Origin of the sequence: Kribbella sp. NPDC056951, assembly GCF_042674205.1 — a bacterium.
In the GTDB taxonomy this organism is placed as follows: domain Bacteria; phylum Actinomycetota; class Actinomycetes; order Propionibacteriales; family Kribbellaceae; genus Kribbella; species Kribbella yunnanensis.
On sequence record NZ_JBHUQZ010000006.1, the window covers coordinates 97309 to 120824 of the forward strand.

A 23516-nucleotide genomic window follows, 5' to 3' on the forward strand; every position below is an offset into this window, starting at 1 on the left:
CCATGGATCTGTCACGTCGAACGCTGCTTGCTGGGGGCCTCGCAGCCGTGCTCGGCGGCACCGTCGTCGCCTGCTCGTCCGGAATGGACACCGGCTCGACGCCGAAGAAGAACGCCACCGGCAACCTGGCGCTGTGGTGCTGGCCGGGCGGTCTGGGCAAGTCCGTCCTGGACGACACCATCGCCCACTTCCCGGACCAGCACATCAAGTACTCCGAGGTCGGCGGCGACTTCAAGCAGAAGCTGCTGACCACGTTCAGCGGCGGTACGTCGATCCCGGACATCACCGGCATCAAGGGTGAGGACATCGCCTCGCTGCTGCCGCAGGCCAGCCGGTTCGTGGACCTGAAGACGATCGGCGCCGACGACGCCTTCCTCAGCCAGTACCTGGAGTGGAAGGTCAAGCAGGCCACGACGCTGGACGGCAAGGTGCTCGGCATCCCGATCGACATCGGCCCGACCGCGCTGTTCTACCGCGAGGACGTCTTCACCGCCGGCGGACTTCCGGGTGACCCGGCGAAGGTCGCTGAGCAGATGAAGAGCTGGGACGACTTCCTGCAGGCCGGCGTCGAGCTGAAGGCGAAGAACCCGAAGGCGTTCATCGTCGCGGACGCGGTCGACATGTACGGCACGATCGTCAACCAGGGCACGTCGCGCTATATCGACAAGGACAACAAGTTCATCGGCGACCAGGACCACATCCGTAAGGCGTGGGACACCGCGGTGAAGGCGATGACGCTCAAGGTCGACGGCAAGACGCTCGGCGGTTCGAACGACTGGAACGCCGGTCTCGACCAGGGCACGGTGCCGACCGTGGTCGGTGCGGCCTGGGTCGCGCTGGACATCAAGGCGGCCGCGAAGACCAGCGTCGGGAAGTGGCGGGTCGCACCGACGCCGGGCGGCGCGGCCAACTTCGGCGGTTCGTTCCTGGCCATCACGAAGAACGCGCCGGACCCGAAGGCGGCGTTCGAGGTGATCAAGTACATGCTGAGCCCGGACAACGAGGCCAAGGCGTTCGCCGACGCGCAGATCTTCCCGGCCGCCCCGGCCGCCTACGACAAGCCGCAACTGAAGGCGGCCGACCCGTTCTTCGGCGGCCAGGTGCCGATCGAGGTGTTCGGGCCGGCGGCCAAGGAGATCCCGATCGCGTACGAGGCCCCGCTGGACGCGGCCATCTCGGTACCGTTCACCGACGCACTGAAGCTGGTGCAGGTCGGCAAGAAGACCTCCGACGCGGCCTGGGCCGAGGCCGTCGAGAAGGCCAAGCAGATCGGCAAACGTCAGGGCGTTCAGTGACACTGACCGCAACTACACCCGCGAAGGCGCCTCGTACGACGACGAGGCGCCAACGCGGCGTTCTGTCGTACTGGCGGTTCTACCTGGCGTTGTCGCCGTTCTACATCCTGTTCCTGGTCTTCGGGCTCTACCCGATGGCCTCGACGATCCTGCTCGGGTTCCAGAAGTGGGACGGGTTCACGCCGCGGACCTTCGTCGGCCTGCAGAACTTCGCCTTCCTGATCGAGGACAGCACGTTCTGGCTGGCCCTGAAGAACACGGTCGTGCTGTTCTTCATGTCCACGGTCCCGACGCTGGCGATCGCGCTCGTGCTGGCGGTGATGCTCAACTCCGCCGTCCGGTTCTCGAGTGTCTACCGGGTCGCCTACTTCATCCCGAACATCACGTCGCTGGTCGCGGCCGCGATCTTCTTCGCGGCCGTGTTCAGCACGAACTTCGGGCTGATCAACTCCGGACTGCGGGCCCTCGGCATCGAGACCCAGGACTGGCTCGGCCAACCGTGGGGAATCAAGATCGCGATCTCGACGATGATCGTGTGGCAATGGGCCGGGTACAACACGATCATCTATCTGGCCGGGTTGCAGGCGATCCCGAAGGAGCAGTACGAGGCGGCCAAGGTGGACGGCGCCGGCCCGGCCCGGACGTTCTTCTCGATCACGCTGCCGCAGCTGCGCCCCGTCGTACTGTTCACCGTGGTCACGTCGACCATCGGCGGCCTGCAGACGTTCACCGAACCTCAGGTGATGGTCGGCAACAGTGGTGGCGTCGGCCAGAGCGGTATGACGATCGTCATGTACTTCTACCAGCAGGCCTTCCTCAACAACGACTACGGGTACGCCGCGGCGATTGCCCTGAGCATCTTCATGCTCGTGCTGCTGTTCACGGCGATCAACTGGAAGCTGGTCGGCGGAAGGGGTAAGCAGTGAGGTGGCAGTGGCGCGGTGTCACGCTGCACGTCGTCCTGGCGGTCGCGGGCATCCTGAGCCTGTTCCCGTTCTACTGGACGCTGGTGATGGCGACCAACACCACGGCGGACATCTACCGGTTCCCGCCGAAGTTCACCCTCGGCTCGCAACTGGACGACAACGTCCGCGCCGTACTGGACAACGTCGCGTTCTTCCAGTCGATGGGCAACACCTTGGTGGTGGCGGTCTCGACCACACTGCTGGTGCTGTTCTTCGACTCGCTGGCCGCGTTCACGTTCGCGAAGTTCCGGTTCCCGGGGCGCAACGTGCTGTTCGTGATCCTGCTGGCGACGATGCTGCTGCCCGCGCAGCTCGGTGCGATCCCGCAGTTCCAGACGATGGCGGCGTTCGGCTGGGTCGGATCCTTGAAGGCGCTGGTCATCCCGGCCGCAGCCAATGCCTTCGGCATCTTCTGGTTGCGGCAGTACTTCTCGAGTTCCATCCACGACGAGCTGGTCGAGGCGGCCACGCTGGACGGCTGCGGCTTCCTGGGTGTCTACCGGCATGTCGCGTTGCCGTCGGCCCGGCCGGCGCTGGCGTTCCTGGGCATCTTCACCTTCGTCGGATCCTGGAACGACTACTTCTGGCCGTTGGTCGTGCTGACCAACCCCGATCACCTGACGCTGCAGGTCGCGCTGTCGACCCTGAACCGTTCGCACGGGGTCGACTACTCGATGGTGATGACCGGTGCACTGATGGCGATGGTGCCGCTGATCGTGATCTTCATCGTGTTCGCGCGGCAGTTCATCAAGGGCGCAACCGAGGGAGCCATCAGAGGATAAGATCCGGAACCGGGAGCAGCAGCGGTACGTCGGAGGGGCGTCATGGTTGGCAAGCGGGGACGCGTGATCGGGCGGATCGCACCAGGAATCGTCGGCGAAGTGATGTTGCCGGTGCGTGGTGCCACCGAAGCCTTCTACGCTTACCCCGCGGTCGACGAAGAGATCGAGGTCGGTGCGCAGGTCGTGGTCGTGGACTTCGACCCGCCGCGCACCGTCTACGTCTCCCGCGCACTCTGAAATTCTCAGGTTCCCTGGAGGGGAAATGCTCTGGACGTACGTGATCGGCGGCGCCGTCGGTCTGGTCGTACTGCTCATCTTGTTCCGGATGGTCTGGCGGGTCGCCGAACCAAACGAGGCACTCATCATCTCCGGCCTCGGCGCGCACTCGAGCTCGGAGCAGGTCAACGAGACCCTCGGGTTCAAGATCGTGGTCGGCCGGGGCACCGCGGTTCTCCCCGGTTTCCAGACGGTACGGCGGTTGCCGCTGGACATCCGCGCGACCCCGCTGACCGTCACCTGCGTGTCCAGCCAGGGCATTCCGCTGCACATCAAGGGCGTCACGGCGTACAAGGTCGGTGACGACTACGGCTCGATCGCGAACGCGGCCCGGCGCTTCCTGGAGCAGAGCGACGAGCAGGTGATGGGCACGATCCACGAGCTGTTCGCCGGTCACCTGCGGGCGATCGTCGGTTCGACCACGGTCGAGGAGATGCTGCACGACCGCGAGACGCTGACCACGAACATCCGGGGCTCGCTGGCCGGTGACATGGAGAAGCTCGGCCTGGTGGTCGACTCGCTGCAGATCCAGGAGATCGACGACGAGTCCGGCTACATCCGCAACCTCGGTCGTCCGCAGGCCGCCGCCGTCGAGGCCGCGGCCCGGATCGCGCAGGCCGAGCGGGACAAGGAAGCCACCGAGCGCGAGCAGGTCGCCGCGGCGGCCAAGGCGGCCGCCGTACGGCAGAGCTCGATCGCGCAGGCCGGCTATCAGGCCGAGGTCGACCAGGCGAACTCGAAGGCGTCGCAGTCCGGCCCGCTGGCCGAGGCGCTGGCCCGCCAGGAGGTTGTGGTCGCCGAGACCGAGACCGCGAAGCTGAACGCGTCGCTGGCCGAGAAGCAGCTGGAGTCGTCGGTGCTGAAGCCGGCCGACGCCGAGGCGTACCGGCAGCGCACGCTGGCCGGTGCCGCCCGGGACGCGCAGATCGCGGCCGCCGAGGCGAACGCCCGTGAGGTCACCCTGCGCGGTGAGGCCCAGGCGAAGGCGACCGAGCTGACCGGTAAGGCCGAGGCCGCCGCCGTGCAGGCGAAGGCGATGGCCGAGGCGGCCGGTATCAAGGCCCGCGCCGAGGCGCTTGCCACCAACACCGACGCGGTCGTTGCGCAGCAGCTCGCCGAGGCCTACCCGCAGATCGTTGCCGCGGCCGCCTCGTCGTTCGAGAAGGTCGGAAACATGGTCGTCCTGAACGGTGCCCAGGGCATCGAGGACACCTTGGTCAAGACAATCACCATGGGTGGCTCGGGATTCGCGCTCGCCAAGCAGCTGATCGAGTCGCTGAGCAGCAAGGACGAGGCCAAGCCGACCCTCGAGCCGGTGCCTGACCAAACGGCCTGACATTTATTCACCACGTAGCCTCTTGCGTGGTTTGTTGTTCACGGGCGACACTGCAAAAATGCCGCCCAGAAAATTGTTAGCAGTTTTCGCCGCGCTCCTGCTCGGTGCCGCCACCCTGGTGGCGGCGCCGACCCAGGCGCAGGCCGCGCCGAATTTCAAGGCCCCGTTCCCGTGTGGCCAACGCTGGACCTACAGCCATCACTCCGCTGAGGTCCGCCGTGCACTCGACTTCATCCGCTCCGACGGCGGAACCACGAACGGTACGCCGGTGCTCGCATCCGCGGGCGGTACGGCGTACCGGGAGTACCAGGCCGGTGGAGCCGGCAACTGGATCCGGATCGAGCACGGCGGTGGCTGGAAGACGTACTACTTCCACCTGTCCGCCTACTCGGTCGCCAACGGGTCAGCCGTTTCCCAAGGCCAGCAGATCGGGGTGACCGGTAGCACCGGCGCCTCATCCGGTCCGCACATCCATTACGAGCAGCTGTACAACGGCACCGGCCAGAACATCGTCATCAACGGCAGCGGGCTCGCCTATCCGGGCTCCTACGGCAGCTACCACCTGACCAGCGACAACGGTTGCGGTGGGCCCGGAAAACCCTTCATGACCTGGGGTTCCGACGTACGGGTCCGGTCCACGCCGCGCCTGAACGGATCGGTCGTGCACACGTTCGGCGGTCCGACGTCGGTCCGAGTGATCTGCCAGGTCCAAGGTGACACCGTGACCGCGGAGGGGTACACCAACAACTGGTGGGCCAAGCTGAACTCACCGGTCACCGGCTACATGACCAACATCTACATCGACGATCCGAACGCGAAACTGCCCGGCGTACCGGAGTGCTGAACCAGGTGCCCCGGATCCCCTATTGCGCGGGGGATCCGGGGCATCTGCCTTGTTATGCGGTGTGCAGAGTCAGCCCGTAGGCCTGGAGAATCTCGTTGACCGGCTGGAACCACGTCTCGCCACCGCTGCTGCAGTTACCCCAGCCACCGGACGTCACGCCCTGAGCCTGGTCACCGGTGATGAACGAGCCGCCGGAGTCGCCGCCTTCGGCGCAGACGCTGGTCTTCGTTGCTCCGTAGAACAACTGACCGTTGCCGTAGTTCACCGTTTCATTCTTGGCCAGTACGGCGCCACAGTGCCAGTGCGTGGTCGAACCGCTCCGGCAGACCGACGAACCGATCGGCGCTTCCCACGATCCGCGGACGAGCGAGTCGCTGGTCTGACCCCAGCCGAGCACGACGGGCACAGTCCACCAGCCGTAGCCGGTCTGCACCCAGGCATAGTCGTTGCCGGGGAACGACCAGCCGCGGAACTCGCCTTGGTTCGAACCGTCCCAGCCGCGGACCACGCCGCCGCGACCGCAGTGTCCGGCGGTGACGTAACCGCCGTGCACGGAGAAGCCGATCGAGCAGCGAATGTTGCTGACGTAGTACGGGTCGCCGCCGACCGTGCCGGCCGCGAACGTCCGCGGCGCTTGAGCCGCGACCTCCTTCACCGTCACAACACCCGTCGTGGCGATCTTGGCCACGAACGCATCGACGGCCGGAGAACGCTTACCTGCTTGGACATTGACGACGACACTGCCAGTCTTCGCGTCCGCTGCCCAACCACTGACGGCCGCCGGGACGGACTTCCCGGCCAGCTTGTCGACGGCGTTCTTCTGCTTATCCAGTACGGCGGCCGCCTTCGGTACCGCGACCGTGTCGACACCAGTCGCCCGTACGGCGTTCGCCCGGCTCGAACCGGCGAGTCCGACGACGAGCTTCTGCCGGGCGGCGTCGTACCAGGCACCGCCGAACTCGGGGCCGGCCGCCTTCTGCGCAGCCGGCAACAGCTTGGCCGCGTCGGTCTCGGACTTGAGCCGTGCGTTCATCTGCTGCTCGGTCAGGCCGAAGTCCTTCTGCATCGCGGCGGCCTGACCGGCGACGGTCAACGGCTTGTCGATGCCTGTGGCAACAGCCTGACCGGGGATGCCGACGGCACTCACCACGAGCACGGCGACCAACCCGGGGGCCAACAGAACCTTCATGGATCTCTCCTCACCTAGGGGCGGTTTCGGTGGGTGTGAGAGCGCTCTCTGGACTGAGAGTGGCGTACGCCGCAGCGATCGTCAAGACCGCGTGGGTCAGAGTCCCAAGTAGGCCAGAACCGCCAGCACGCGGCGATGTCCGGAATCGGACGGCGGCAGGTCCAATTTCAAGAAAACGTTTCCAACGTGTTTGTGCACAGCACCTTCGGAGATCACGAGCTTCTCCCTGATCTCCGCATTGCCGAGTCCTTCGGCCATCAGCGCGAGCACTTCCCGCTCGCGCGGTGTCAACCGGTCGAGCGGATTGCTCTTCTTCACCATCAGCTGACTGACAACTTCGGGGTCGAGCACTGTGCCGCCGGCCGCGACCCGCCGTACCGCATCGAGGAACTCGTCGACGCGCGAGACCCGGTCCTTCAGGAGATAGCCGACGCCCTCACTGCCGGCCGCGAGCAATTCGGCCGCGTAGATCTCTTCGACGTACTGCGAAAAGACCAGCACCGGAAGGCCGGGCCGGACCCGGCGCGCCTCGATCGCGGCCCGCAGCCCCTCGTCGGTGAAGGTCGGTGGCAACCGGACGTCGACGACCGCGATGTCCACCTCGTGCTCGGAAATCGCCTTGGCGAAACCGTCGGCCTCGGCAGCAACCGCGGAAACCTCGAACCCGGAATTGCTCAGCAGCAGACCGAGCCCCTCGGCCAGGATCGGGTTGTCCTCGAGAATGATCACTCGCACGGAAGGATGACCTCGATCGTGGTGGGTCCGCCGATCGGGCTGCGCAGTTCCAGGTGGCCGTCGATCGCTTGCACACGATGGAGCATGCCATGCAGGCCACTCCCCCGGCCCAGGAGGTCGGACTGCTCGTTGATGCGCGCGCCACCGATACCGTCGTCGGTGATCTCCAGGTAGAGCTCAGGACCACGCCGTTCCATCGTGAGGTCGACGCGTCCGGCAGCGGAGTGCTTGGTGACGTTGGTGAGGGACTCCGCCACGACGAAGTAAGCAGCAGCCTCTACTGCGGCTGGGACCTGGCCCAGCTCGCCCATCCGCAGCTCTACCGGCAGTGGGCAGCGGGCGCACAGTGCGGAGACCGCACCGGCCAGACCGCGGTCCTGAAGGATCGGTGGGTACATAGTGCGCAGTACGCCGCGTAGCTCGTGCATGGCTTGTTCGGCTCCGTCACGCGCATCGTCGAGCATCTTGGCCGCCTTCTCGGGGTCATCGGCCATCACCTGCTTGGCAACGCCGATGCGCATCGCCAGCGACACCAGCTGAGCCTGAGTCCCGTCGTGCAGGTCCCGCTCGATCCGACGCAGCTCAGCGCCATGGGAGTCGACCGCACCGGCCCGGGTGCGGGTCAGCTCCTCTACGCGCCGGTTGAGCCGCTCGGTCTCCAGCTGATCCGCACTAGGCGACAAGAGCCTTTGCACTGTCTTGGCGTGCGCACGGGCCAGCGCCGGCGCCACCCAGCCCAGCAGGCCGAGTCCAACCAGAATCTGCAGCGGTGCGAGCCACAGGACTTCCCACCAGCTGTCGATCTCGACGCCGAGCATGGTGAAGTTGCCAGGGTCGACCGGCCACAGCACTGCAGTCAGCACTGCACTCGGTACGGCGAAGATCGCGCCCACTGCGACGAACATCTCCGGCACCATGGCCACCACACCCAGGTACAGCCAGAGGCTCCGCTTGAACGACTGGTCCTTGGCCAGCGTCGCCAGATCACCTGAGCCTCGCGGTGTCGCGGCCGGCAACTGAGGAGAGCTCTTGCCGAGGTACTTGCCGGCTCGGTAGAGCTCACTGTTCGCGAGCTTGACCAGACCAGCCGTCACGCCGGGAATCAGCCAGCCCAGCATCAGACTGATCGGCGTCGCTGCCATCAGCACCATCGACTTCAGGTACCGGATCATCAGGTACCCACTTGCCGGTCCCCCGCGAGCCAACCGCTGTGTCCACGTCATACCTCGATCATCCGGCATGACGTGGACACGGTCGGTACAGCAGGCTCTACTCTTCTTCCTCCAGCTAGCAGTCCGCTACGCCGGGGAGTTTCGGGTTGGCGGCGGCGATGTAGACGTTCGTCATGTAGCCGCCCTGGTCGCGCAGCTTGGCCCACCAGCTGTTGGTCTTGCCTTCGGCGTTGACCGTGTCGCCCGGGGTCTGGCAGGTGACGAAGACCTGGGTCGGGCCGGGGAGCTCGGTGAGGATGGTGCCGGTCAGGCGGGGCGTCGCGCGGACGCGGACACCGCTGCCGTAGGTGGTGAAGTTGTACGTCGGCGGGTTCGGGTCGCCGCCGTTCACCAGCTGCATGTAGTAGTTCCAGTTCCAGTTCGGACCCGGGTCGGTGTGCGTCTGGTTCGGGAACTCGCTGTGGCCCTTGATGTGGGCCCGGTCCTTCGGGATGCCGCGCCGGTCCGCGATGTTGCGGGTCAGCGCCGCCGAGGAGCGGTACATGGCGTCGGTGAACCAGGACGGCTGGTCGACCCAGCCCTCGTGCTCGATGCCGACGGTGTAGCCGTTCTCGGTGCCGACATGCCAGGCCTTGTCCTTCTCGGCGACCATCTGCGTGACCTGGCCGTCGCTGGACCGGATCACGTAGTGGGCGCTGACCTGGGCCGACGGGTTCTTGAACCAGCTGATGGTGCCGGCGTACGAGCCCTGCGTCACGTGGATGGTGATCGCGGAGATCGCCTTGGTCCGGCCGACGGTGTAGTTGCTGGGGCTGGCCGCGTTCCAGATCGCGCCCGGGTAGTCGACGGCCTCGACCGAGGACTCGGTCTGGGTGCCGAGCGGGGCGACCTTCGCATACTGGCCACGCTGCGGGGCGACTCCGATGATCCGGAAGACCTCGTCGGTGTACAGGCGGGCGGTCGGCGCGTCGGCGGAGTGCGAGTACTTCGCGACGACCTCGTACCAGCGGCGGGCGTCCTTGCGCGCATCACCCTGCAGGCCCGACGCGTCGGCGTACGAGTCGAGGACGGCCGCGGCGCCGAGGATGTTCGACGGGGTGTCCTTGGCGAGCTGCTCGACCGGCAGGCCGGTCAGCCTGGTGGCCTCGGACATCGTGGGGTTCTTGTTGTTGCTGACCAGGTGCATGACGCCGTAGCCGTTGGCCTGGCTCGGCTTGCCGTCATGACCGTCCAGGTGCGACTCCGCGTACCCGACCGCGACCAGCACCTCACGCGGTACGTCGTACTTCGTGGACGCGTTGGTGAAGGCAGTCGAGATGTCGACCGGGCCGGCGGCGACCGGCTCGATCGGCTGGGCGGCGTTACTCGGCAGAGCGCTGAGTGCGAGCGCACCGGCGGCCGCGGCGGCCAGCAGTGCGGAGAGTTTGGACACGGGTACTCGGGCGGATTTCCCCATGGGCGGTTCCTTCCCTTGGCCGGTCCACCGAGGGGCGGTCGATGGTCCCGGATGCAAGCTAGCCGTCACGCTAGGCGAAAACCTTCCGTCATGGCCAGCCATTGAGTGAACTTTTTCCGGTCACGACATGAAGTTGCCAGATCACGTGATGATGCCACGCAAACAGATCACCTTCGGGTGCGACAGGACGGCCGGGTTCACTCGCGGATCCTCGTCATAGACCACCAGGTCGGCCGGATCCCCCGGCTGCAGGGTGTTCGGTACGCCGAGCCACTCGCGCGCGGCCCAGGATCCGGCCGCCAGGGCCTGCTCGCCCGACATGCCGATCGCGGTCAACGCCTGGATCTCCTGGGCGATCAGTCCGTGTCCGAGGACACCGCCCGCGTCGGTTCCGGCGTACACCGGGACGCCCGCCTCGAACGCATCCCGGAGCCGCTGCAACCGCCGCTCGTACAGGTCGGTCATGTGAGCCGAGTAGAGCGGGAACTTGCCGGCGGACTGCTCGGCGTACTCGGGGAAGTTCTCCAGCTGGATCAGCGTCGGTACGACGGCCACCTGCCGCTCGGCCATCATCGCCAGCATGTCCGGTTCGACGCCGGTGCCGTGCTCGATGCAGTCGATCCCGCCGGCCAGCAGGTCGGGCAGGGCGTGCTCACCGAACACGTGCGCGGTCACCCGGGCACCGAGCTCGTGTGCGCGGGCGATGGCCGCGTTCAGCACCTCGGCGGGCCAGCACGGGGTCAGGTCGCCGGCCTCGCGGTCGATCCAGTCGCCGACCAGCTTCACCCAGCCGTCACTGCGGCGGGCCTCCTGCTCGACGTACGCGACCAACTCGGCGGGCTCGATCTCCCAGCCGTAGTTGCGGATGTAGCGCTTCGAGCGGGCGATGTGCCGGCCGGCCCGGATGATCTTCGGCAGGTCCGGCCGGTCGTCGATCCAGCGGGTGTCGGTCGGCGAACCAGCGTCGCGGACCAGCAGCGCCCCGGCGTCCCGATCGGCGATCGCCTGCAGCTCCGCGGTCTCCCGATCGACACCACCGTGAGTGTCGAGCCCGATGTGACAGTGCGCGTCGACCAGCCCCGGAATGATCCAGCCGCCCGTGTGCACAGTGGTGACATCGCCAGTGGCGGGCCGGTCGACGACCAGCCCGCCACTGAGATACAGCTCCTGCTGCTCACCGGACGGCAACACCGTGCCAACGAGCTTGAGTACGGTCATGGGTCGACCGTATCCGGGGTTTGGTCAGCCGTGCGAGCCGCCGCCCGGCGTACACGTCGGGTTGGTCGGGTCGGCCGTACACGGCGTACCGGTCGGGGTGTCCGTCGGCGTCGGGGTGGGTGTCGGCGTCGGGGTCGGAGTGGGGGTCGGCGTCGGCGTGGGAGTCGGCGTCGGGGTCGGCGTCGGCCGCTGTGTCGGCGGCTTCGTCGGCTTGTGCGTCGGCGGCTTGGTCGGCTCGTCCACCGGGTCCGGCGTCGTCGTCGGCAGCGTTGTCGGTGGCTTCTTCGTCGGCGTCGGCGTCGGGGTCTTGGTGGTGTCGTCCGGCACGTCCGGGACCTGGCGCGGGTCGACCTTGCGCTCGGCGTTACCGGTCGGCTTCGGGACCGACAGCTGACCCTTCTCGTTCGGGATCAGGACCGCGTTCTTGCTGTAGACACGCATCCACTTCAGCACCGTGGCGACGAAGTCCTTGGAGTGCTGGTACCGCAGCAGCGACTCGACCAGGTCCCGCGGGCGCTTCAGGTCGTCGCCCTCGGCGCACAGATAGACGGCCACCGTGGTCACCGCGTCGTACACGTTGTTCGGGTTCCGGAAGCCGTCGCCGTTGCCGTCGGCGCCGTAGTCGGCCCAGACCTGCGGGATGATCTGCATCGGCCCGACAGCGCGGTCCCAGGTCAGGTCGCCGTCGTACTTCCCCTTGTCGCTGTCGGGGATCTTGCCGTTACCGCCCTTGCCGTTCAGCATCGGGCCGAAGATCTTGCCGCGGGTGGTGCCGGCTACGTCGACCCGGCCGCCGCTGGCGTGGTCGGACTCGACCTTGCCGATCCCGGCCAGCAACGGCCAGGTGAGACCACAGTTCGGCCGGACCACGGCGAGATTCGCGGTGGCGCGGCGGTAGGCGGGGAAGACCCCGCGCGGGATGCCGTTGACGGCGTCCGGCCGCCCGGGGCGGACGACGGAGCGGCCGTCGGTGGCCCCTTGCACGGGAACGTCGGCACGGGCGGGCTTGTCGGATCCGAGCCGGCCGTCCACTCCGGGACGCTGCGGCACGATCATCGTCAGTTCGTCGAACTCACCGCTGTTCAGTCCGGCTCCAGGCTGGGGAGCTACCGGACTGTCCGTCGCGAGCTGACCGGAGGCACCGGCCCCGCCCGAAGCCACTGTCACGATGGCCCCGACCAGGAGCGGGACTGTGCACAGTGACGCGATGACGATTTTGACCCGACGGTTTCCACTACGGGTTAGGCGCATAGTCGGCTCAACGACCGATGCGCCAGAAAGTTACATCAAGTCGGTGCAAAGTTACCTGACCCGCAAGGGCACCCGAAAAGGGGCACCGAACGGCACGAAAACGTGCAGGTCAACGGGGTATTGCGAGGGCCTCAGCTACCGGCCTTCGGCGCCTCTTCCGGGGTCGCGCCGGCCGGCGTGGGGGTCGGCGTGGTGCACGGCGGCGGGGTCGCCGGGTCGTCGGCCTGCGCCTGCTGCCCGGTGGGAGTGCTGTCCGGCGTGGTCGTCGGAGTGCCTTCCGGGGTGGGCGTCGGCGTCGGCGTGCAGACCGGCGGGGTCGGCGTGGGGGTCGGCGTCGGCGTGGGCGTCGGCGTCGGGGTGGGCGTCGGCCGGGGCGTCGGCGTCGGCGTGTACGGCGGCTTCGGCGTCGGGGTGGACGTCGTCGGCGTACCCGGCTTGGTCGGCGTCGGCTTCGGCGTAGTCTTGGTCGGCGTCGGCTTGGGAGTCGGCGTCGGGGTGACCGTCGGCGTCGGGGTCGGCGTCGGGGTGGTGGTGTTGCGGGTCGGGTCGGTGACGTTGCCGTCGTCGTCCGGCGGGTCGATCGCGCCTGGGGTGTCCGGCACCTTCACGGTCTGCTTGCTGTACGACTGCATCCAGCGCAGCACGGTGGACACGTAGTCCATCGAGTGGTTGTACCGCAGGACGGACTGCACGAGACCCTGGGCGTCGGCCAGGTTGGCCCCACCCGAGCAGAGGTAGTCACCGGCGGCCCGGGCCGCGTCGAAGACGTTGTGCGGGTTCTTCACGCCGTCGCCGTTACCGTCGGCCCCGAACGACTTCCAGGTACCCGGAATGAACTGCATCGGCCCGACCGCGCGGTCCCACTGCTTGTCGCCGTCGTACTGACCCTGGTCGGTATCGGAGATGGCGGCCATCCCGGGCCCGCCGTTCAGCACCGGGCCGAGAATCTGGCCGTTGGTGTTCCCGTTCGCGTCGACCTTGCCGCCGTTCGCGTGGTCGGACTCGACCTTGCCGATCCCGGCCAGCAGCGGCCAGGTGATGTGGCAGTTCGGCTTCGCGATGGCCAGATCGTTCGCGACCTTCTGGTACGCCGCCAGGACGGTGCCGGGGATGCCGGACGCGTCACCGGGGACCCCGGGGATCGGCTGGACGCTGCCGTCGGTCGTCCCGGTGACCGGAACCGTGACGGTGGACTTCTCCTGGGTCGGCAGGCTGCCGTCGACACCGGGCTGGTTCGGTACGTCGTTGACGAGATCGTCGAAGACCGAGTCCGGGCGCTGGCCGGCCAGGGCGTGCGCGTCGACGATGAACGTGTTCGACGTGACGCCGCCGATCACGAACACGGCGACCATCGCGGTCGGCGGAGCCAAGCACACCCAGGTGGCGGTGAGCTTCCCCCGCCACGTGTCCAGGTTCTTGAACTGCTGCCTCATCCGATCCGTCCTTCGACGATCCGCAGTACCGACTTTCTCCGGGCGTAGGCACGATCTTAGCGGGCCCAGGATCATCGACAACGGGTAACGGGGTGTCACTTCGTGCAGTGACCGGTTGTCCGATCGGGCAGCACCGACCCCCGTCACTTCAGGCTACTGCCCGCCGAGCATTTTCTTCAGGTCGTCGGGCAGCTCGAAATCGCCGCCGTTCTGGCCGCCGCCGAACGCGGCCGGCAGCTGACCCGGCTGCGGCTCCTGCGGCTGCGGCGCGCCGCCACCACCGGCCCGCTTGGCCGGGTTGCCCGAGCCGCGCTTCTTGCCCTTCGCCAGCTTCTGCTGCTTCGCCTTGCGCCCGCCGGCGGCACCGCCGCCACCGGGGATCCCGGGCATCCCGGGCATGCCCGGGATCCCCTTGCCGGACGCCATCGCGGACATCATCTTGCGGGCCTCGAAGAACCGCTCGACCAGACCGCTGACGGTCGCGACCTCGGTCCCCGAACCCTTCGCGATCCGGGCCCGGCGGGAGCCGTTGATGATGTTCGGGTCGTTGCGTTCGGCCGGCGTCATCGAGTGGATGACCGCCTCGATCCGGTCGATCTCACGCTCGTCGAAGTTCTCCAGCTGGTCCTTGAACTGGCTGGCGCCGGGCAGCATCCCGAAGATCTTGGTCAGCGGGCCCATCTTGCGCACCGACTGCATCTGGGCGAGGAAGTCGTCCAGGGTGAAGTCCTTGCCGCCCTTCTTCTGCAGCTTGGCCGCCGTCTTCGCGGCCGCCTCCGCGTCGAAGGTGCGCTCGGCCTGCTCGATCAGGCTCATCACGTCACCCATGCCGAGGATGCGCGACGCCATCCGGTCGGGGTGGAAGACGTCGAAGTCCTCGAGCTTCTCGCCGTTGCTGGCGAACATCACCTGACGCCCGGTCACCTGCGCGATCGACAGCGCCGCACCACCGCGGGCGTCACCGTCGAGCTTGGACAGCACCACGCCGTCGAAGCCGACACCGTCGAGGAAGGCCTGCGCGGTGGTCACCGCGTCCTGACCGATCATCGCGTCGACGACGAACAGGATCTCGTCCGGGTTCACCGCGTCGCGGATGTCCGCGGCCTGCTTCATCAGCTCCTCGTCGACACCCAGCCGGCCGGCCGTGTCGACGATCACCACGCTGTGCTGCTTGGCCCGCGCCTCGTCCATCGCCTTCCGGGCCACGTCCACCGGATCGCCGACACCGTTACCCGGCTCGGGTGCGTAGACCGGCACCCCGGCACGCTCACCGACCACCTGGAGCTGGGTGACCGCGTTCGGCCGCTGCAGGTCGGCCGCGACCAGGATCGGCGTCTGGTGCTTGGTCTCCTTCAGCCACTTCGCCAGCTTCCCGGCCAGGGTCGTCTTACCAGCACCCTGCAGACCGGCCAGCATGATCACCGTCGGCGGCCGCTTCGCCATCCGCAGCTCACGGGTCTCCCCGCCGAGGATGCCGATCAGCTCCTCGTTCACGATCTTGATCACCTGCTGCGCCGGGTTCAGCCCGCCGCGCACCTCGGCCCCGCTGGCCCGCTCGCGGATCTTCGCGATGAACTCCCGGACCACCGGCAGCGCGACATCCGCCTCCAGCAGCGCGATCCGGATCTCCCGCGTCGTCGCTTCGATATCGGCGTCGGTCAGCTTGCCCTTGCCGCGCAGATTCTTGAACGCAGCGGACAACCGATCGGAAAGCGTGTCGAACACGGGAAAGTCCATCCTCTAGCGAGCACCGAACAACTCCCCGAGTCTACCGGCCACCCCACGCCCCTCCAGACCGCGGTGAGCCCGCAGCACACGAACGATCGAGCCGTGCCCAAGGCGGGCGGCGTGGACTGGGATGGGGTTACGATGCGCTAACCGGATTTGGATTGGTTAATGGTTAGGGAGGGATTGTGGCGCGGAGTCGGGTGGTGCTGGACGGGCCGTCGAACTTGGGGTTGCGGCCGCCGGCGGAGGGGACCGTGCCGGGCTGCTACAAACTGGCCGGGGCGTTGCGGGATCAGGGCATCGTGACGCGGATCGGGGCCGCGGATGCGGGATGCGTGGTGCCGCCTCGCTACGACCGCGGGAGCTGGAAGCCCGGGGACGGGGTGTTCAACGCCGCCGCGATGGCGTCGTACAGCGTGCGGCTGGCGGATCGGGTCGGCAGCTTGGTCGACGACGACAAGTTCGTCGTACTGCTGGGTGGTGAGTGCAGCAACCTGCTCGGGCCGGCCCTCGCACTGAAGCGGCGCGGCCGGTACGGCGTGGTCTACCTCGACGGCCATTCGGACATGCGGACCGTCGACAACGACGAGTACGTCGGCGCTGCGGGTGGCGAGGCGTTGGCACTGGTGACCGGGCGCGGGCAGCGCGATTTGACCGACCTGGAGGGATCGTCGCCGTACGTCCGCGACACGGATGCCGTCATGCTCGGGTACCGCGAGGACGAGTCGTATCTCGAGACGCTCGAGGAGGCCGGGATCCCGCACTGGTCCGCCCTCAACATCATCGAGGACCCTACGGCTGCGGCATCCGGAGTGCTCGCCCATCTGGAGCGGGAGGAACTGGACGGCTTCTGGGTGCACCTGGACGTCGACATCCTCGACGCCGCGATCATGCCCGCGGTCGACAGTCCCGATCCAGGCGGTATCGACCACGCCCAGCTACAAGCGCTCCTCCGCCCACTCGTCGCCTCGCAGAAATGCGTCGGGATCGACATCGGCATCTACGACCCCGACCTCGATCCCGAGCAGATCTACGCGGCAGAACTCACCGACACACTGGTCGCGTCACTCAGCTGAACGACACCGGAATGTAGACGTCGCCAGTGCGGTCACTCGCCGCAAAGTGGTCGCGGCGAGAGACGATCGCGCACGTGATGTCCGGGTCGCTGCAGTCGAGACCGCTATTAACCTCGGCAATCCGGATCTGCGCGGTAAAGGTGCCGTTGGAAGCGATCGGGTACGACGCGCTGCCGCCGAGCGGGTTGTTCGTCACCCACGCGGACGGCCCAACCGTCGTACCGCCCTGCCCGTCTCCACCGGCACACGGACTCGGCTTGGTCCCGTAGCTGTAGTCCGACGGCACCGCACACAGCGCGACGTAATACCCCTGGGCCGGGTTGTAACCACTGCCGGTAACAGTGATCGTCTCACCAGCCTTCGCCAGCCCGGTCGCGTTCGACGCATTCAGGGTCTTGCCAAGATTCGAAGCACTACCAGGCGCAGCCGAAGCCGGCGCAACCACGCCAACAGCCAGTGCCACAGCAGCGGTGAGAGTCAGAACGACACGACGCATCATCTGAGCGGAACTCCCTTGAGTTAGGTAAGCCTTACCTAACTCACCCTAGTCGTTCCCGGACGCCGAGGGGAAGCTCCAGACAAGGTCCTGCCCGTGATCCGCGATACGCCCAAGCACCCGCCGCCCACCCCCCGGCCAGACCTCCAGCTCAACCAGAAACTCACTCGGCGCCTCAACCCCCGGCTCAAAGCGCAACCGAGCCAGCGGCGCCGTCTCATCCGCCCACTCCCCCAGCTCGGCCACCTGCGCGTCCACAGCCGCACGGTCCTCGTCAGTCAGGTACTGCCACATGATCGAGTGCCACAACACCGTCACATGCCCCGGCGACAACTCCAGCCCGCGCACGAACGACACCGCGTCCTCTCGCCGTACGTCGGCCGGCACCCGCGCCGCGACCTCCAAGGCAGCCCGCAACCGCTCCAACCGCTCAACCATGTCCGCCCACACGTACGACGTCAGCGTGCGAGCGCCCTCGGCCGACAGCGGGTTCACCGGTGCGATGTCCGCCCCGACGCGCTCCGCGATTCGCAGTTCGGTCGGCTCCAGCTTCCGTCCTGACCACGCGTCCTCGATGACCACCGGACTGTCGGCAGCGCCGTACGACTCACCATCCGCGACGTACCGGAAGTGATCCGCCCGCAGGTTGAGTCCCGCACTCGCGCCGATCTCGAACAGGCGTACCGGCAACTGCACCTCCTGCACCAGTTGGAGCAGACCGCCGTAGAGCGCGGCCGAGCGTCGTACCTCGTTCGTCTGCGGCGGCTGAGTCAGCAGCGCGCGCACCTCGGCCGACCGGGACTGCAGCACCTGCTCGAAGGCCTCCCACCCGAGCACGGGATCCCACACCCCGTCAACACTCGGATAGAAGACCGCCAACTCCGGCACCTCCCCCGCCAGGACCAGACCGTGTACGGCGCCCAACAATCGCAGCCCGATCACGGAACCCGGTGGCGGATTCTCATATCCCGCCAGTACGTCGGCCGACACCCCGCCGAGCTCGTAGTTGTCCACGAGGCGCCGCAGGAGCTCGGCGTACATGGGCGACCCGAGGCTCTCGCACCGGACGGCCTGACGCTGGAGAGACCCTAGGAGGAGCATCAGGAACTCCAGACCATTCCTTGGCCGTGGGGGTCGGCGTGGCCTAGGACTTGGCGGGTGGCGCCTGGCCAGGTGTCGAGTTCGACCAGGAACTCGTCTCCCCATTCGCCTGGTGGCTCGAGTCGGAGGCGGGCCAGTGGGGTCGACTCGGTCGCGTGCGCGCCTAGGTCGGCCATGGCGGTGTCTACGGCTGACTGCTCGTCTTTGGAGAGGTAGCTCCACATGATTGAGTGCCAGAGGACGGTCAGGTGACCCTCGGAGAGTTCCAGGCTGCGGACGAAGGAGACGGCGTCGGCGCGGCGTACGTCGGCCGGCACCTCGCGGGCGATCGTCAGTGCGCCTCGAAGTCGCGTCAGGCGCTCCAGTTGGTCTGCCCACACGTAGGAGGTGAGTGTTCGGGCGCCCTCCTCGGACAGGGCGTTCACTGGTGCCAGGTCGCTTCCGACTCGCTCGGCGATGCGCAGGGGTGCGTGCGGGACCTCCCGGCCGGACCACGCGTCTTCGATTACCACTGGGCTGTCTGCACGGCCGTACGACGTGCCGTCGGTCAGGTTGTAGTTGAAGTGGTCGGCGCGGAGGTTCAGGCCGGCGCTTGAGCCGATCTCCATCAGTCGCACGGGCAGGGGCACCTCGTGGGCCAGTTGGAGGAGACCGCCGTACAGGGCGACGGATCGGCGGACCTCGTTGGTTTGGGGTGGCTGGAGGAGTGTGGCTCGCAGTTCGGCGGCTCGGGACTGGAGCACTTGGGCGAAGGCTTCCCAGCCGAGTACTGGGTCCCAGACTCCACCGACGCTGGGGTAGAAGCCTGCAAGCTCCGGCGCCTCGCCCGCGAGCACGAGCCGGTGCACAGCACCCAGTAGCGGCAAGGCAATGGACTCGTCGCGCTCGTGGCCTTCGTAGCTTCCGAGTACGTCGGCGGTTGCGCCGCCGAGCTCGTAGTCGTCCACCATGAGCCGCGCCAGCTCGGCGTACATCGGCGACCCGAGCTCTTCGCAATCGACGGCTTGCTGCTGTAGTCCCGCTACGACACCCATGGCGTCGAGGTTAGAAGGTCAGGCGATCCAGAACCGTCTTGGCGGTGGTGCGCGCGTCCTCCTCCTCGAGGGGCGAGCCATGGCGGTCGGTGAGGTAGAAGACGTCCACACACTCAGCACCCAACGTGCTGACGTGTGCAGAACGGATGTCTGCACCAGTCGCCGCTATGGCCGAAGCAACGTCGTACATCAGGCCAGGCCGGTCGTGAGCTCGCACCTGCAGCACAGTCGCGGTCTCGGATGCCCCCGGCAACAGATCGACACGACTGGCCACTCGAGGAGCCTTTGAGTCCCGCGCCGCCAAGCGCCGTACCAGGTCAGTGTTGTCCCGCAGCGCAACCGCAAGCCGGTCCCGCAACCGCACTGGGTCCGGCGCCGAGCCGGCCACCGTCCACTGCGAGATGCCAAGCCCATCAGCCGACGTCACTACCGCAGCACGCACGGAGAGTCGCTCAACAGCCAGTACGGCGGCCACTGTCGACAGCGTGCCCACCTGATCCGGTACGGCGACGTTGACCCGCAGGTCCCCATGATGATCGATCACGGTCACACCCAGCCGACCAATCCCGACAACCTGGTGCAGTTCCGGCACCGGAATCGGCGGAGTGTCGGTCCACATCCCCTGGCCACCACCAGCCAGTTCGCCACGCACCCGACGGCACAGCTCACCCACCAGCCGCATCCGCCATGGCGACGAAGCGGCCGGGCCGGCCGCACGCGCGTCGGCGTACGTGAGAGCTTCCAGCAGGTCGAGCGTCTCGGTGTCGCGCACGATCCCCGACACCAGCTCAACCGTCATCGGGTCGTCCAGGTCGCGCCGAGTGGCGACCTGCGCCAGCATCAGGTGCTGCCGGACGAGCAGGGTGATCGTGTCGGAGTCTGTCTCGTTGAAACCGATCCGGCGCGCGATGCGAGCAGCAATCACCGCACCGGTGACACTGTGGTCGCCCTCGACCGCCTTACCGAGGTCATGCAGCAGTGCGGCGACCAGCAACAGATCAGGGCGTCGTACGTCGCGCACCATCTTGGCTGCCTCGACACAGGTCTCCAGCAAATGCCGGTCGACAGTGAAGCGGTGGACCGCCGACTGCGGCGGCCGGAAGCGTACGGTGTCCCACTCCGGCAGGATCCGCGAGATGTAGCCGGCCTGGTCGAGCGCCTCCCACACCTCAAGCAGTCCGCTACCCGCGCCCAGCAGTGCACACAGCAGCCGCTGCGCCTCACCAGGCCAGGGCTCAGGCAATGCGAGCGCCTTGGCAGCCAACCGCGCGCAGACAGCAGGCGACAGACCGAGCTCACGATCCGCAGCAACCGCCGCGGCCCGCAGACCCAGGACGGCGTCCCGCTCCGGCCGCGCATCCGGCATCAGCACGACTTCGCCCTCGTGCTGGCCAACACCCTCATCGAGCGCGAGCAGCAGCGGCCCACCGGTCCGTTGGAATCGTCGCGAGCGCGGAGGCCGAGTCAGCAGACTCTCCACCCGCCGCCACGACATGTCGCACACATACGCAAGCGTCCGGCCAGTCGCATACACGTGGCGCAGCAACTCGTCCCGACCATTCAGTCCGAGCCCAGCCGCGACCTCACCGGCCACATCAGCGACCAAACGGTCTGTCGCCCGACCAGCCACGGTGTGCAGTTCGTCGCGCACATCCAGCAGGTCCCGCCGGGCCCGCTCCACCACGGGATGCGGGATGTCGATCAACCACGACGCCACCAAGGCACGCAGTACGACGGCATCCCGCAGACCGCCGTACGCCTCCTTGAGGTCCGGCTCGGCGAGGTGAGCGACCTCTCCGACGCTGGACGCCCGATCCCGGCACGCCTGCGCCAGCTCGGGCAGTCTGGTCTTCGCCGTACGTCGCCAGTCCGCCATCAGCACGGATCGCAGCTCCAGCGTCAGATGCGAGTCCCCCGCGACATGACGCGCGTCGAGCAGCCCCAGTGCAACTCGTACGTCGTCTGCCGCGGATTCCCGTGCCTGCGCGACGGTCCGGACGCTGTGGTCCAGCTTGGTCCGCGAGTCCCACAGCGGGTACCAGATCTGGGCAGCCAGCTCGTCCAGCCGTGGGTACCCGTCGACGTGCAGCAGCATCACGTCGAGATCGCTGTACGGCGAGAGCTCCTCCCGGCCGTAGCCGCCGACCGCGACCAGGGCAACGCCCTCGGTGGGTACACCGAGGGCGTCACAAGCCTTGGAGAGGAGCAGGTACAGCAGCGCGTCGGCCTCTTCGGCCCGGGCGCGCCGCTGTTCTGCCCGATCTGTCATCTAGAGGGCGTCTCCGTCCAGCTCACCGGTGCGCACGCGCACGATGGTCTCGACCGGGGTGACCCAGACCTTGCCGTCACCGATCTTGCCGGTCTGCGCGGCCTTGACGATCACGTCCAGTACGTCGGCGCCGTCACTGTCCTCGACGACCACCTCGAGCCGCACCTTCGGGACCAGGTCCACCTCGTACTCGGCGCCCCGGTAGACCTCGGTGTGGCCCTTCTGGCGGCCGTAACCGCTCGCCTCGGAGACCGTCATACCGGTGACGCCGAACGTCTCCAGTGCGGCCCGGACGTCTTCCAGCTTGTGCGGCTTGACCACCGCGGTGATCAGCTTCATGCGTTGGCACCTTCCTTCTCGGAAGTCTCGGTGGAGCCATTGTCCGTGGTCGCCGCCGCGGGCGCCGGGCGGGCCGACAATGCGCCGCGCAGACCGGTCGCGCTGAGGAAGTCGTACGCCGTCTCCGCGTGCTCGACCTGGTCGACACCGGTGATCTCGTCCTCTTCGGTGAGCCGGAAGCCGATGGTCTTGTCGATCAGCTTGGCCAGCAGGAAGGCGATCACGAAGGAGTAGACACCGACTGCCACGTTGGCCAGCGCCTGCCGCCCCAGTTGGCCGGCACCGCCACCGTAGAACAGACCGTCGACCGCGGACGGCGCTGCCGCCGTACCGAGCAGGCCGATCGCGAGCGAACCGAACAGACCGCCGACCAGGTGCACACCGACCACGTCGAGCGAGTCGTCGAAGCCGAGCTTGTACTTCAGCGAGACCGCGAAGGCGCAGATCGCACCGGCGAAGACACCGAGGATGATCGCGCCGATCGGGGTGACCGCGCCACAAGACGGGGTGATCGCGACCAGACCGGCGACCGCACCCGAGGCCAGACCCAGCGTCGTCGCCTTTCCGTGCACGAGCCGCTCGACGATCAGCCAGCCGATGACGGCGGCAGCGGTGGCGACCTGGGTGTTCACGAAGGTGACCGCGGCGGTAGTGCCCGCGCTCAGCGCCGAACCGGCGTTGAACCCGAACCAGCCGAACCACAGCAGACCGGCGCCGAGCAGGACCAGCGGCAGGCTGTGCGGCCGCATCGGGTCCTTCTTCCAGCCGATCCGCTTGCCCAGCACGATCGCCAGGGCCAGCGCGGCCGCACCGGCGTTCACGTGCACCGCCGTACCACCGGCGAAGTCGATCGCCTTCAGCTTGTCGCCGATCCAGCCGCCATTGCCCTCGTCCAGGAACCACACCGAGTGTGCGACCGGGAAGTAGACCAGGCAGGTCCAGCCGACCACGAACGCGATCCAGCCGCGGAACGTCACCCGGTCGGCGATGGCACCTGAGATCAGCGCCGGGGTGATGATCGCGAACATCAGCTGGAAGGCGACGAAGGCGAGGGTCGGAGTGGTGCCCGTGATCGCCTCCGGCGCCAGCAGGCCCTTCAGCCCGACCTCGGAGAAGTTCCCGATCACGTGCCCGTTGTCACCGCCGAACGTCAGCGAGTAGCCGACCACCACCCACAAGATGGTGACGACGGCGATGGTGATGAAGCTCATCATCATCATGTTCAGCACGCTCTTCACGCGCACCATGCCGCCGTAGAAAAAAGCCAGGCCCGGTGTCATCAGCATCACCAGGGCGGCGCTAGCCAAGACCCAGGCGGTATCGCCGGCGTTGATCTCCATCAACGTCATCCCTTCCATCTGCATCTGGGGGTGGCCGGCGTCCTCGATCGGGAGAACTCCACAACTCCGGGGAGCCCGCGCCCAGCCACACCGCACACGGTGCCGACACGCCGTTTCAGCCGATCGGTCCAAATGTTTCCGGCATGTGACAAAGCGCCCTCCCAGGTGACATCGGCGTGAC

The 23516-nt window shown here is 67.4% G+C and carries 21 protein-coding genes; 7 read left to right on the forward strand and 14 right to left on the reverse strand.

Annotated elements, in window-relative coordinates; translation table 11 throughout:
- The first annotated feature begins 2 nt into the window (after positions 1–2).
- The 6 genes from ACFTSF_RS23735 to ACFTSF_RS23760 are packed head-to-tail and all read left to right on the forward strand — an operon-like array spanning position 3 to position 5498.
- Complete coding sequence (locus tag ACFTSF_RS23735) at positions 3–1295, forward strand: extracellular solute-binding protein (RefSeq protein WP_380155837.1); 1293 nt, start codon at positions 3–5, stop codon at positions 1293–1295.
- The gene (locus ACFTSF_RS23740; RefSeq protein WP_380155838.1) at positions 1292–2221 is read left to right on the forward strand and encodes a carbohydrate ABC transporter permease; all 930 of its coding nucleotides are present in this window, start codon (positions 1292–1294) and stop codon (positions 2219–2221) included. Before ACFTSF_RS23735 ends, ACFTSF_RS23740 begins: the two co-directional genes overlap by 4 nt.
- Complete coding sequence (locus ACFTSF_RS23745) at positions 2218–3042, forward strand: carbohydrate ABC transporter permease (RefSeq protein ID WP_380155839.1); 825 nt, start codon at positions 2218–2220, stop codon at positions 3040–3042. The genes ACFTSF_RS23740 and ACFTSF_RS23745 overlap by 4 nt, the downstream gene beginning before the upstream one ends.
- Before the next feature lie 42 nt (positions 3043–3084).
- Positions 3085–3279, forward strand: a complete 195-nt coding sequence (locus ACFTSF_RS23750) for a hypothetical protein (protein WP_344155543.1) — start codon at positions 3085–3087, stop codon at positions 3277–3279.
- Positions 3280–3304: 25 nt separating this feature from the next.
- A complete protein-coding gene (locus ACFTSF_RS23755; RefSeq protein WP_380155840.1) occupies positions 3305–4654 on the forward strand; it encodes a flotillin family protein in 1350 nt (449 codons plus the stop codon).
- Positions 4655–4712: 58 nt separating this feature from the next.
- Positions 4713–5498 carry a M23 family metallopeptidase gene (locus ACFTSF_RS23760; protein ID WP_380155841.1) on the forward strand — a complete coding sequence of 262 codons (786 nt, stop codon included), beginning with the start codon at positions 4713–4715 and terminating at the stop codon, positions 5496–5498.
- A 52-nt stretch (positions 5499–5550) separates the two neighbouring features.
- On the opposite strand, the gene ACFTSF_RS23765 is transcribed toward ACFTSF_RS23760, so the two are convergent.
- From ACFTSF_RS23765 to ffh, 8 genes are all read right to left on the reverse strand, one after another.
- Positions 5551–6687, reverse strand: a complete 1137-nt coding sequence (locus ACFTSF_RS23765) for a S1 family peptidase (RefSeq protein WP_380155842.1) — start codon at positions 6685–6687, stop codon at positions 5551–5553.
- A 96-nt stretch (positions 6688–6783) separates the two neighbouring features.
- Positions 6784–7422, reverse strand: a complete 639-nt coding sequence (locus ACFTSF_RS23770; protein WP_380155843.1) for a LuxR C-terminal-related transcriptional regulator — start codon at positions 7420–7422, stop codon at positions 6784–6786.
- Complete coding sequence (locus ACFTSF_RS23775) at positions 7413–8645, reverse strand: histidine kinase (protein ID WP_380155844.1); 1233 nt, start codon at positions 8643–8645, stop codon at positions 7413–7415. The genes ACFTSF_RS23770 and ACFTSF_RS23775 overlap by 10 nt, the downstream gene beginning before the upstream one ends.
- 64 nt (positions 8646–8709) lie before the next feature.
- Entirely contained in the window at positions 8710–10050 is a 1341-nt protein-coding gene (locus tag ACFTSF_RS23780) for an N-acetylmuramoyl-L-alanine amidase (protein ID WP_380155845.1), read from the reverse strand.
- Positions 10051–10191: 141 nt separating this feature from the next.
- On the reverse strand, positions 10192–11268 hold the full coding sequence (locus ACFTSF_RS23785) for an amidohydrolase family protein (RefSeq protein ID WP_380155846.1): 1077 nt from the start codon (positions 11266–11268) through the stop codon (positions 10192–10194).
- Between the two features lie 24 nt (positions 11269–11292).
- Complete coding sequence (locus tag ACFTSF_RS23790; RefSeq protein WP_380155847.1) at positions 11293–12435, reverse strand: lytic transglycosylase domain-containing protein; 1143 nt, start codon at positions 12433–12435, stop codon at positions 11293–11295.
- Between the two features lie 215 nt (positions 12436–12650).
- Complete coding sequence (locus tag ACFTSF_RS23795) at positions 12651–13952, reverse strand: lytic transglycosylase domain-containing protein (protein ID WP_380155848.1); 1302 nt, start codon at positions 13950–13952, stop codon at positions 12651–12653.
- Between the two features lie 153 nt (positions 13953–14105).
- Positions 14106–15677, reverse strand: coding sequence for a signal recognition particle protein (gene ffh, locus ACFTSF_RS23800; protein WP_380155849.1), 1572 nt, complete (start codon positions 15675–15677; stop codon positions 14106–14108).
- 188 nt (positions 15678–15865) lie between these two features.
- On the opposite strand from ffh, the gene ACFTSF_RS23805 reads away from it, so the two are divergent.
- Positions 15866–16756, forward strand: a complete 891-nt coding sequence (locus ACFTSF_RS23805) for an arginase family protein (RefSeq protein WP_380155850.1) — start codon at positions 15866–15868, stop codon at positions 16754–16756.
- Here the strand turns inward: ACFTSF_RS23805 and ACFTSF_RS23810 are convergent.
- Genes ACFTSF_RS23810 through ACFTSF_RS23835 form a run of 6 tightly spaced genes read right to left on the reverse strand, consistent with a single transcriptional unit; the run spans position 16749 to position 23344 of the window.
- The gene (locus ACFTSF_RS23810) at positions 16749–17255 is read right to left on the reverse strand and encodes a hypothetical protein (RefSeq protein WP_380155851.1); all 507 of its coding nucleotides are present in this window, start codon (positions 17253–17255) and stop codon (positions 16749–16751) included. The two genes, ACFTSF_RS23805 and ACFTSF_RS23810, sit on opposite strands and share 8 nt — an antisense overlap.
- A gap of 45 nt (positions 17256–17300) precedes the next feature.
- Positions 17301–18353, reverse strand: a complete 1053-nt coding sequence (locus ACFTSF_RS23815; protein WP_380155852.1) for a DUF2332 domain-containing protein — start codon at positions 18351–18353, stop codon at positions 17301–17303.
- The gene (locus ACFTSF_RS23820; protein ID WP_380155853.1) at positions 18353–19387 is read right to left on the reverse strand and encodes a DUF2332 domain-containing protein; all 1035 of its coding nucleotides are present in this window, start codon (positions 19385–19387) and stop codon (positions 18353–18355) included. The genes ACFTSF_RS23815 and ACFTSF_RS23820 overlap by 1 nt, the downstream gene beginning before the upstream one ends.
- Before the next feature lie 10 nt (positions 19388–19397).
- Entirely contained in the window at positions 19398–21656 is a 2259-nt protein-coding gene (locus tag ACFTSF_RS23825; RefSeq protein WP_380155854.1) for a [protein-PII] uridylyltransferase, read from the reverse strand.
- Positions 21657–21995 carry a P-II family nitrogen regulator gene (locus ACFTSF_RS23830; protein WP_344155503.1) on the reverse strand — a complete coding sequence of 113 codons (339 nt, stop codon included), beginning with the start codon at positions 21993–21995 and terminating at the stop codon, positions 21657–21659.
- A complete protein-coding gene (locus tag ACFTSF_RS23835) occupies positions 21992–23344 on the reverse strand; it encodes an ammonium transporter (RefSeq protein ID WP_344155500.1) in 1353 nt (450 codons plus the stop codon). Before ACFTSF_RS23835 ends, ACFTSF_RS23830 begins: the two co-directional genes overlap by 4 nt.
- Positions 23345–23516: the final 172 nt, after the last annotated feature.

What these genes read in the sequence shown, in the direction of transcription:
- ACFTSF_RS23735 (WP_380155837.1), top strand. Translation starts at nt 3, where the DNA reads ATGGATCTGTCACGTCGAACGCTGCTTGCTGGGGGCCTCGCAGCCGTG.
- ACFTSF_RS23750 (WP_344155543.1), top strand. Translation starts at nt 3,085, where the DNA reads ATGGTTGGCAAGCGGGGACGCGTGATCGGGCGGATCGCACCAGGAATC.
- ACFTSF_RS23755 (WP_380155840.1), top strand. Translation starts at nt 3,305, where the DNA reads ATGCTCTGGACGTACGTGATCGGCGGCGCCGTCGGTCTGGTCGTACTG.
- ACFTSF_RS23760 (WP_380155841.1), top strand. Translation starts at nt 4,713, where the DNA reads ATGCCGCCCAGAAAATTGTTAGCAGTTTTCGCCGCGCTCCTGCTCGGT.
- ACFTSF_RS23765 (WP_380155842.1), bottom strand. Translation starts at nt 6,687, where the DNA reads ATGAAGGTTCTGTTGGCCCCCGGGTTGGTCGCCGTGCTCGTGGTGAGT.
- ACFTSF_RS23775 (WP_380155844.1), bottom strand. Translation starts at nt 8,645, where the DNA reads ATGACGTGGACACAGCGGTTGGCTCGCGGGGGACCGGCAAGTGGGTAC.
- ACFTSF_RS23780 (WP_380155845.1), bottom strand. Translation starts at nt 10,050, where the DNA reads ATGGGGAAATCCGCCCGAGTACCCGTGTCCAAACTCTCCGCACTGCTG.
- ACFTSF_RS23785 (WP_380155846.1), bottom strand. Translation starts at nt 11,268, where the DNA reads ATGACCGTACTCAAGCTCGTTGGCACGGTGTTGCCGTCCGGTGAGCAG.
- ACFTSF_RS23795 (WP_380155848.1), bottom strand. Translation starts at nt 13,952, where the DNA reads ATGAGGCAGCAGTTCAAGAACCTGGACACGTGGCGGGGGAAGCTCACC.
- ACFTSF_RS23810 (WP_380155851.1), bottom strand. Translation starts at nt 17,255, where the DNA reads ATGATGCGTCGTGTCGTTCTGACTCTCACCGCTGCTGTGGCACTGGCT.
- ACFTSF_RS23815 (WP_380155852.1), bottom strand. Translation starts at nt 18,353, where the DNA reads ATGCTCCTCCTAGGGTCTCTCCAGCGTCAGGCCGTCCGGTGCGAGAGC.
- ACFTSF_RS23820 (WP_380155853.1), bottom strand. Translation starts at nt 19,387, where the DNA reads ATGGGTGTCGTAGCGGGACTACAGCAGCAAGCCGTCGATTGCGAAGAG.
- ACFTSF_RS23825 (WP_380155854.1), bottom strand. Translation starts at nt 21,656, where the DNA reads ATGACAGATCGGGCAGAACAGCGGCGCGCCCGGGCCGAAGAGGCCGAC.
- ACFTSF_RS23830 (WP_344155503.1), bottom strand. Translation starts at nt 21,995, where the DNA reads ATGAAGCTGATCACCGCGGTGGTCAAGCCGCACAAGCTGGAAGACGTC.
- ACFTSF_RS23835 (WP_344155500.1), bottom strand. Translation starts at nt 23,344, where the DNA reads ATGACGTTGATGGAGATCAACGCCGGCGATACCGCCTGGGTCTTGGCT.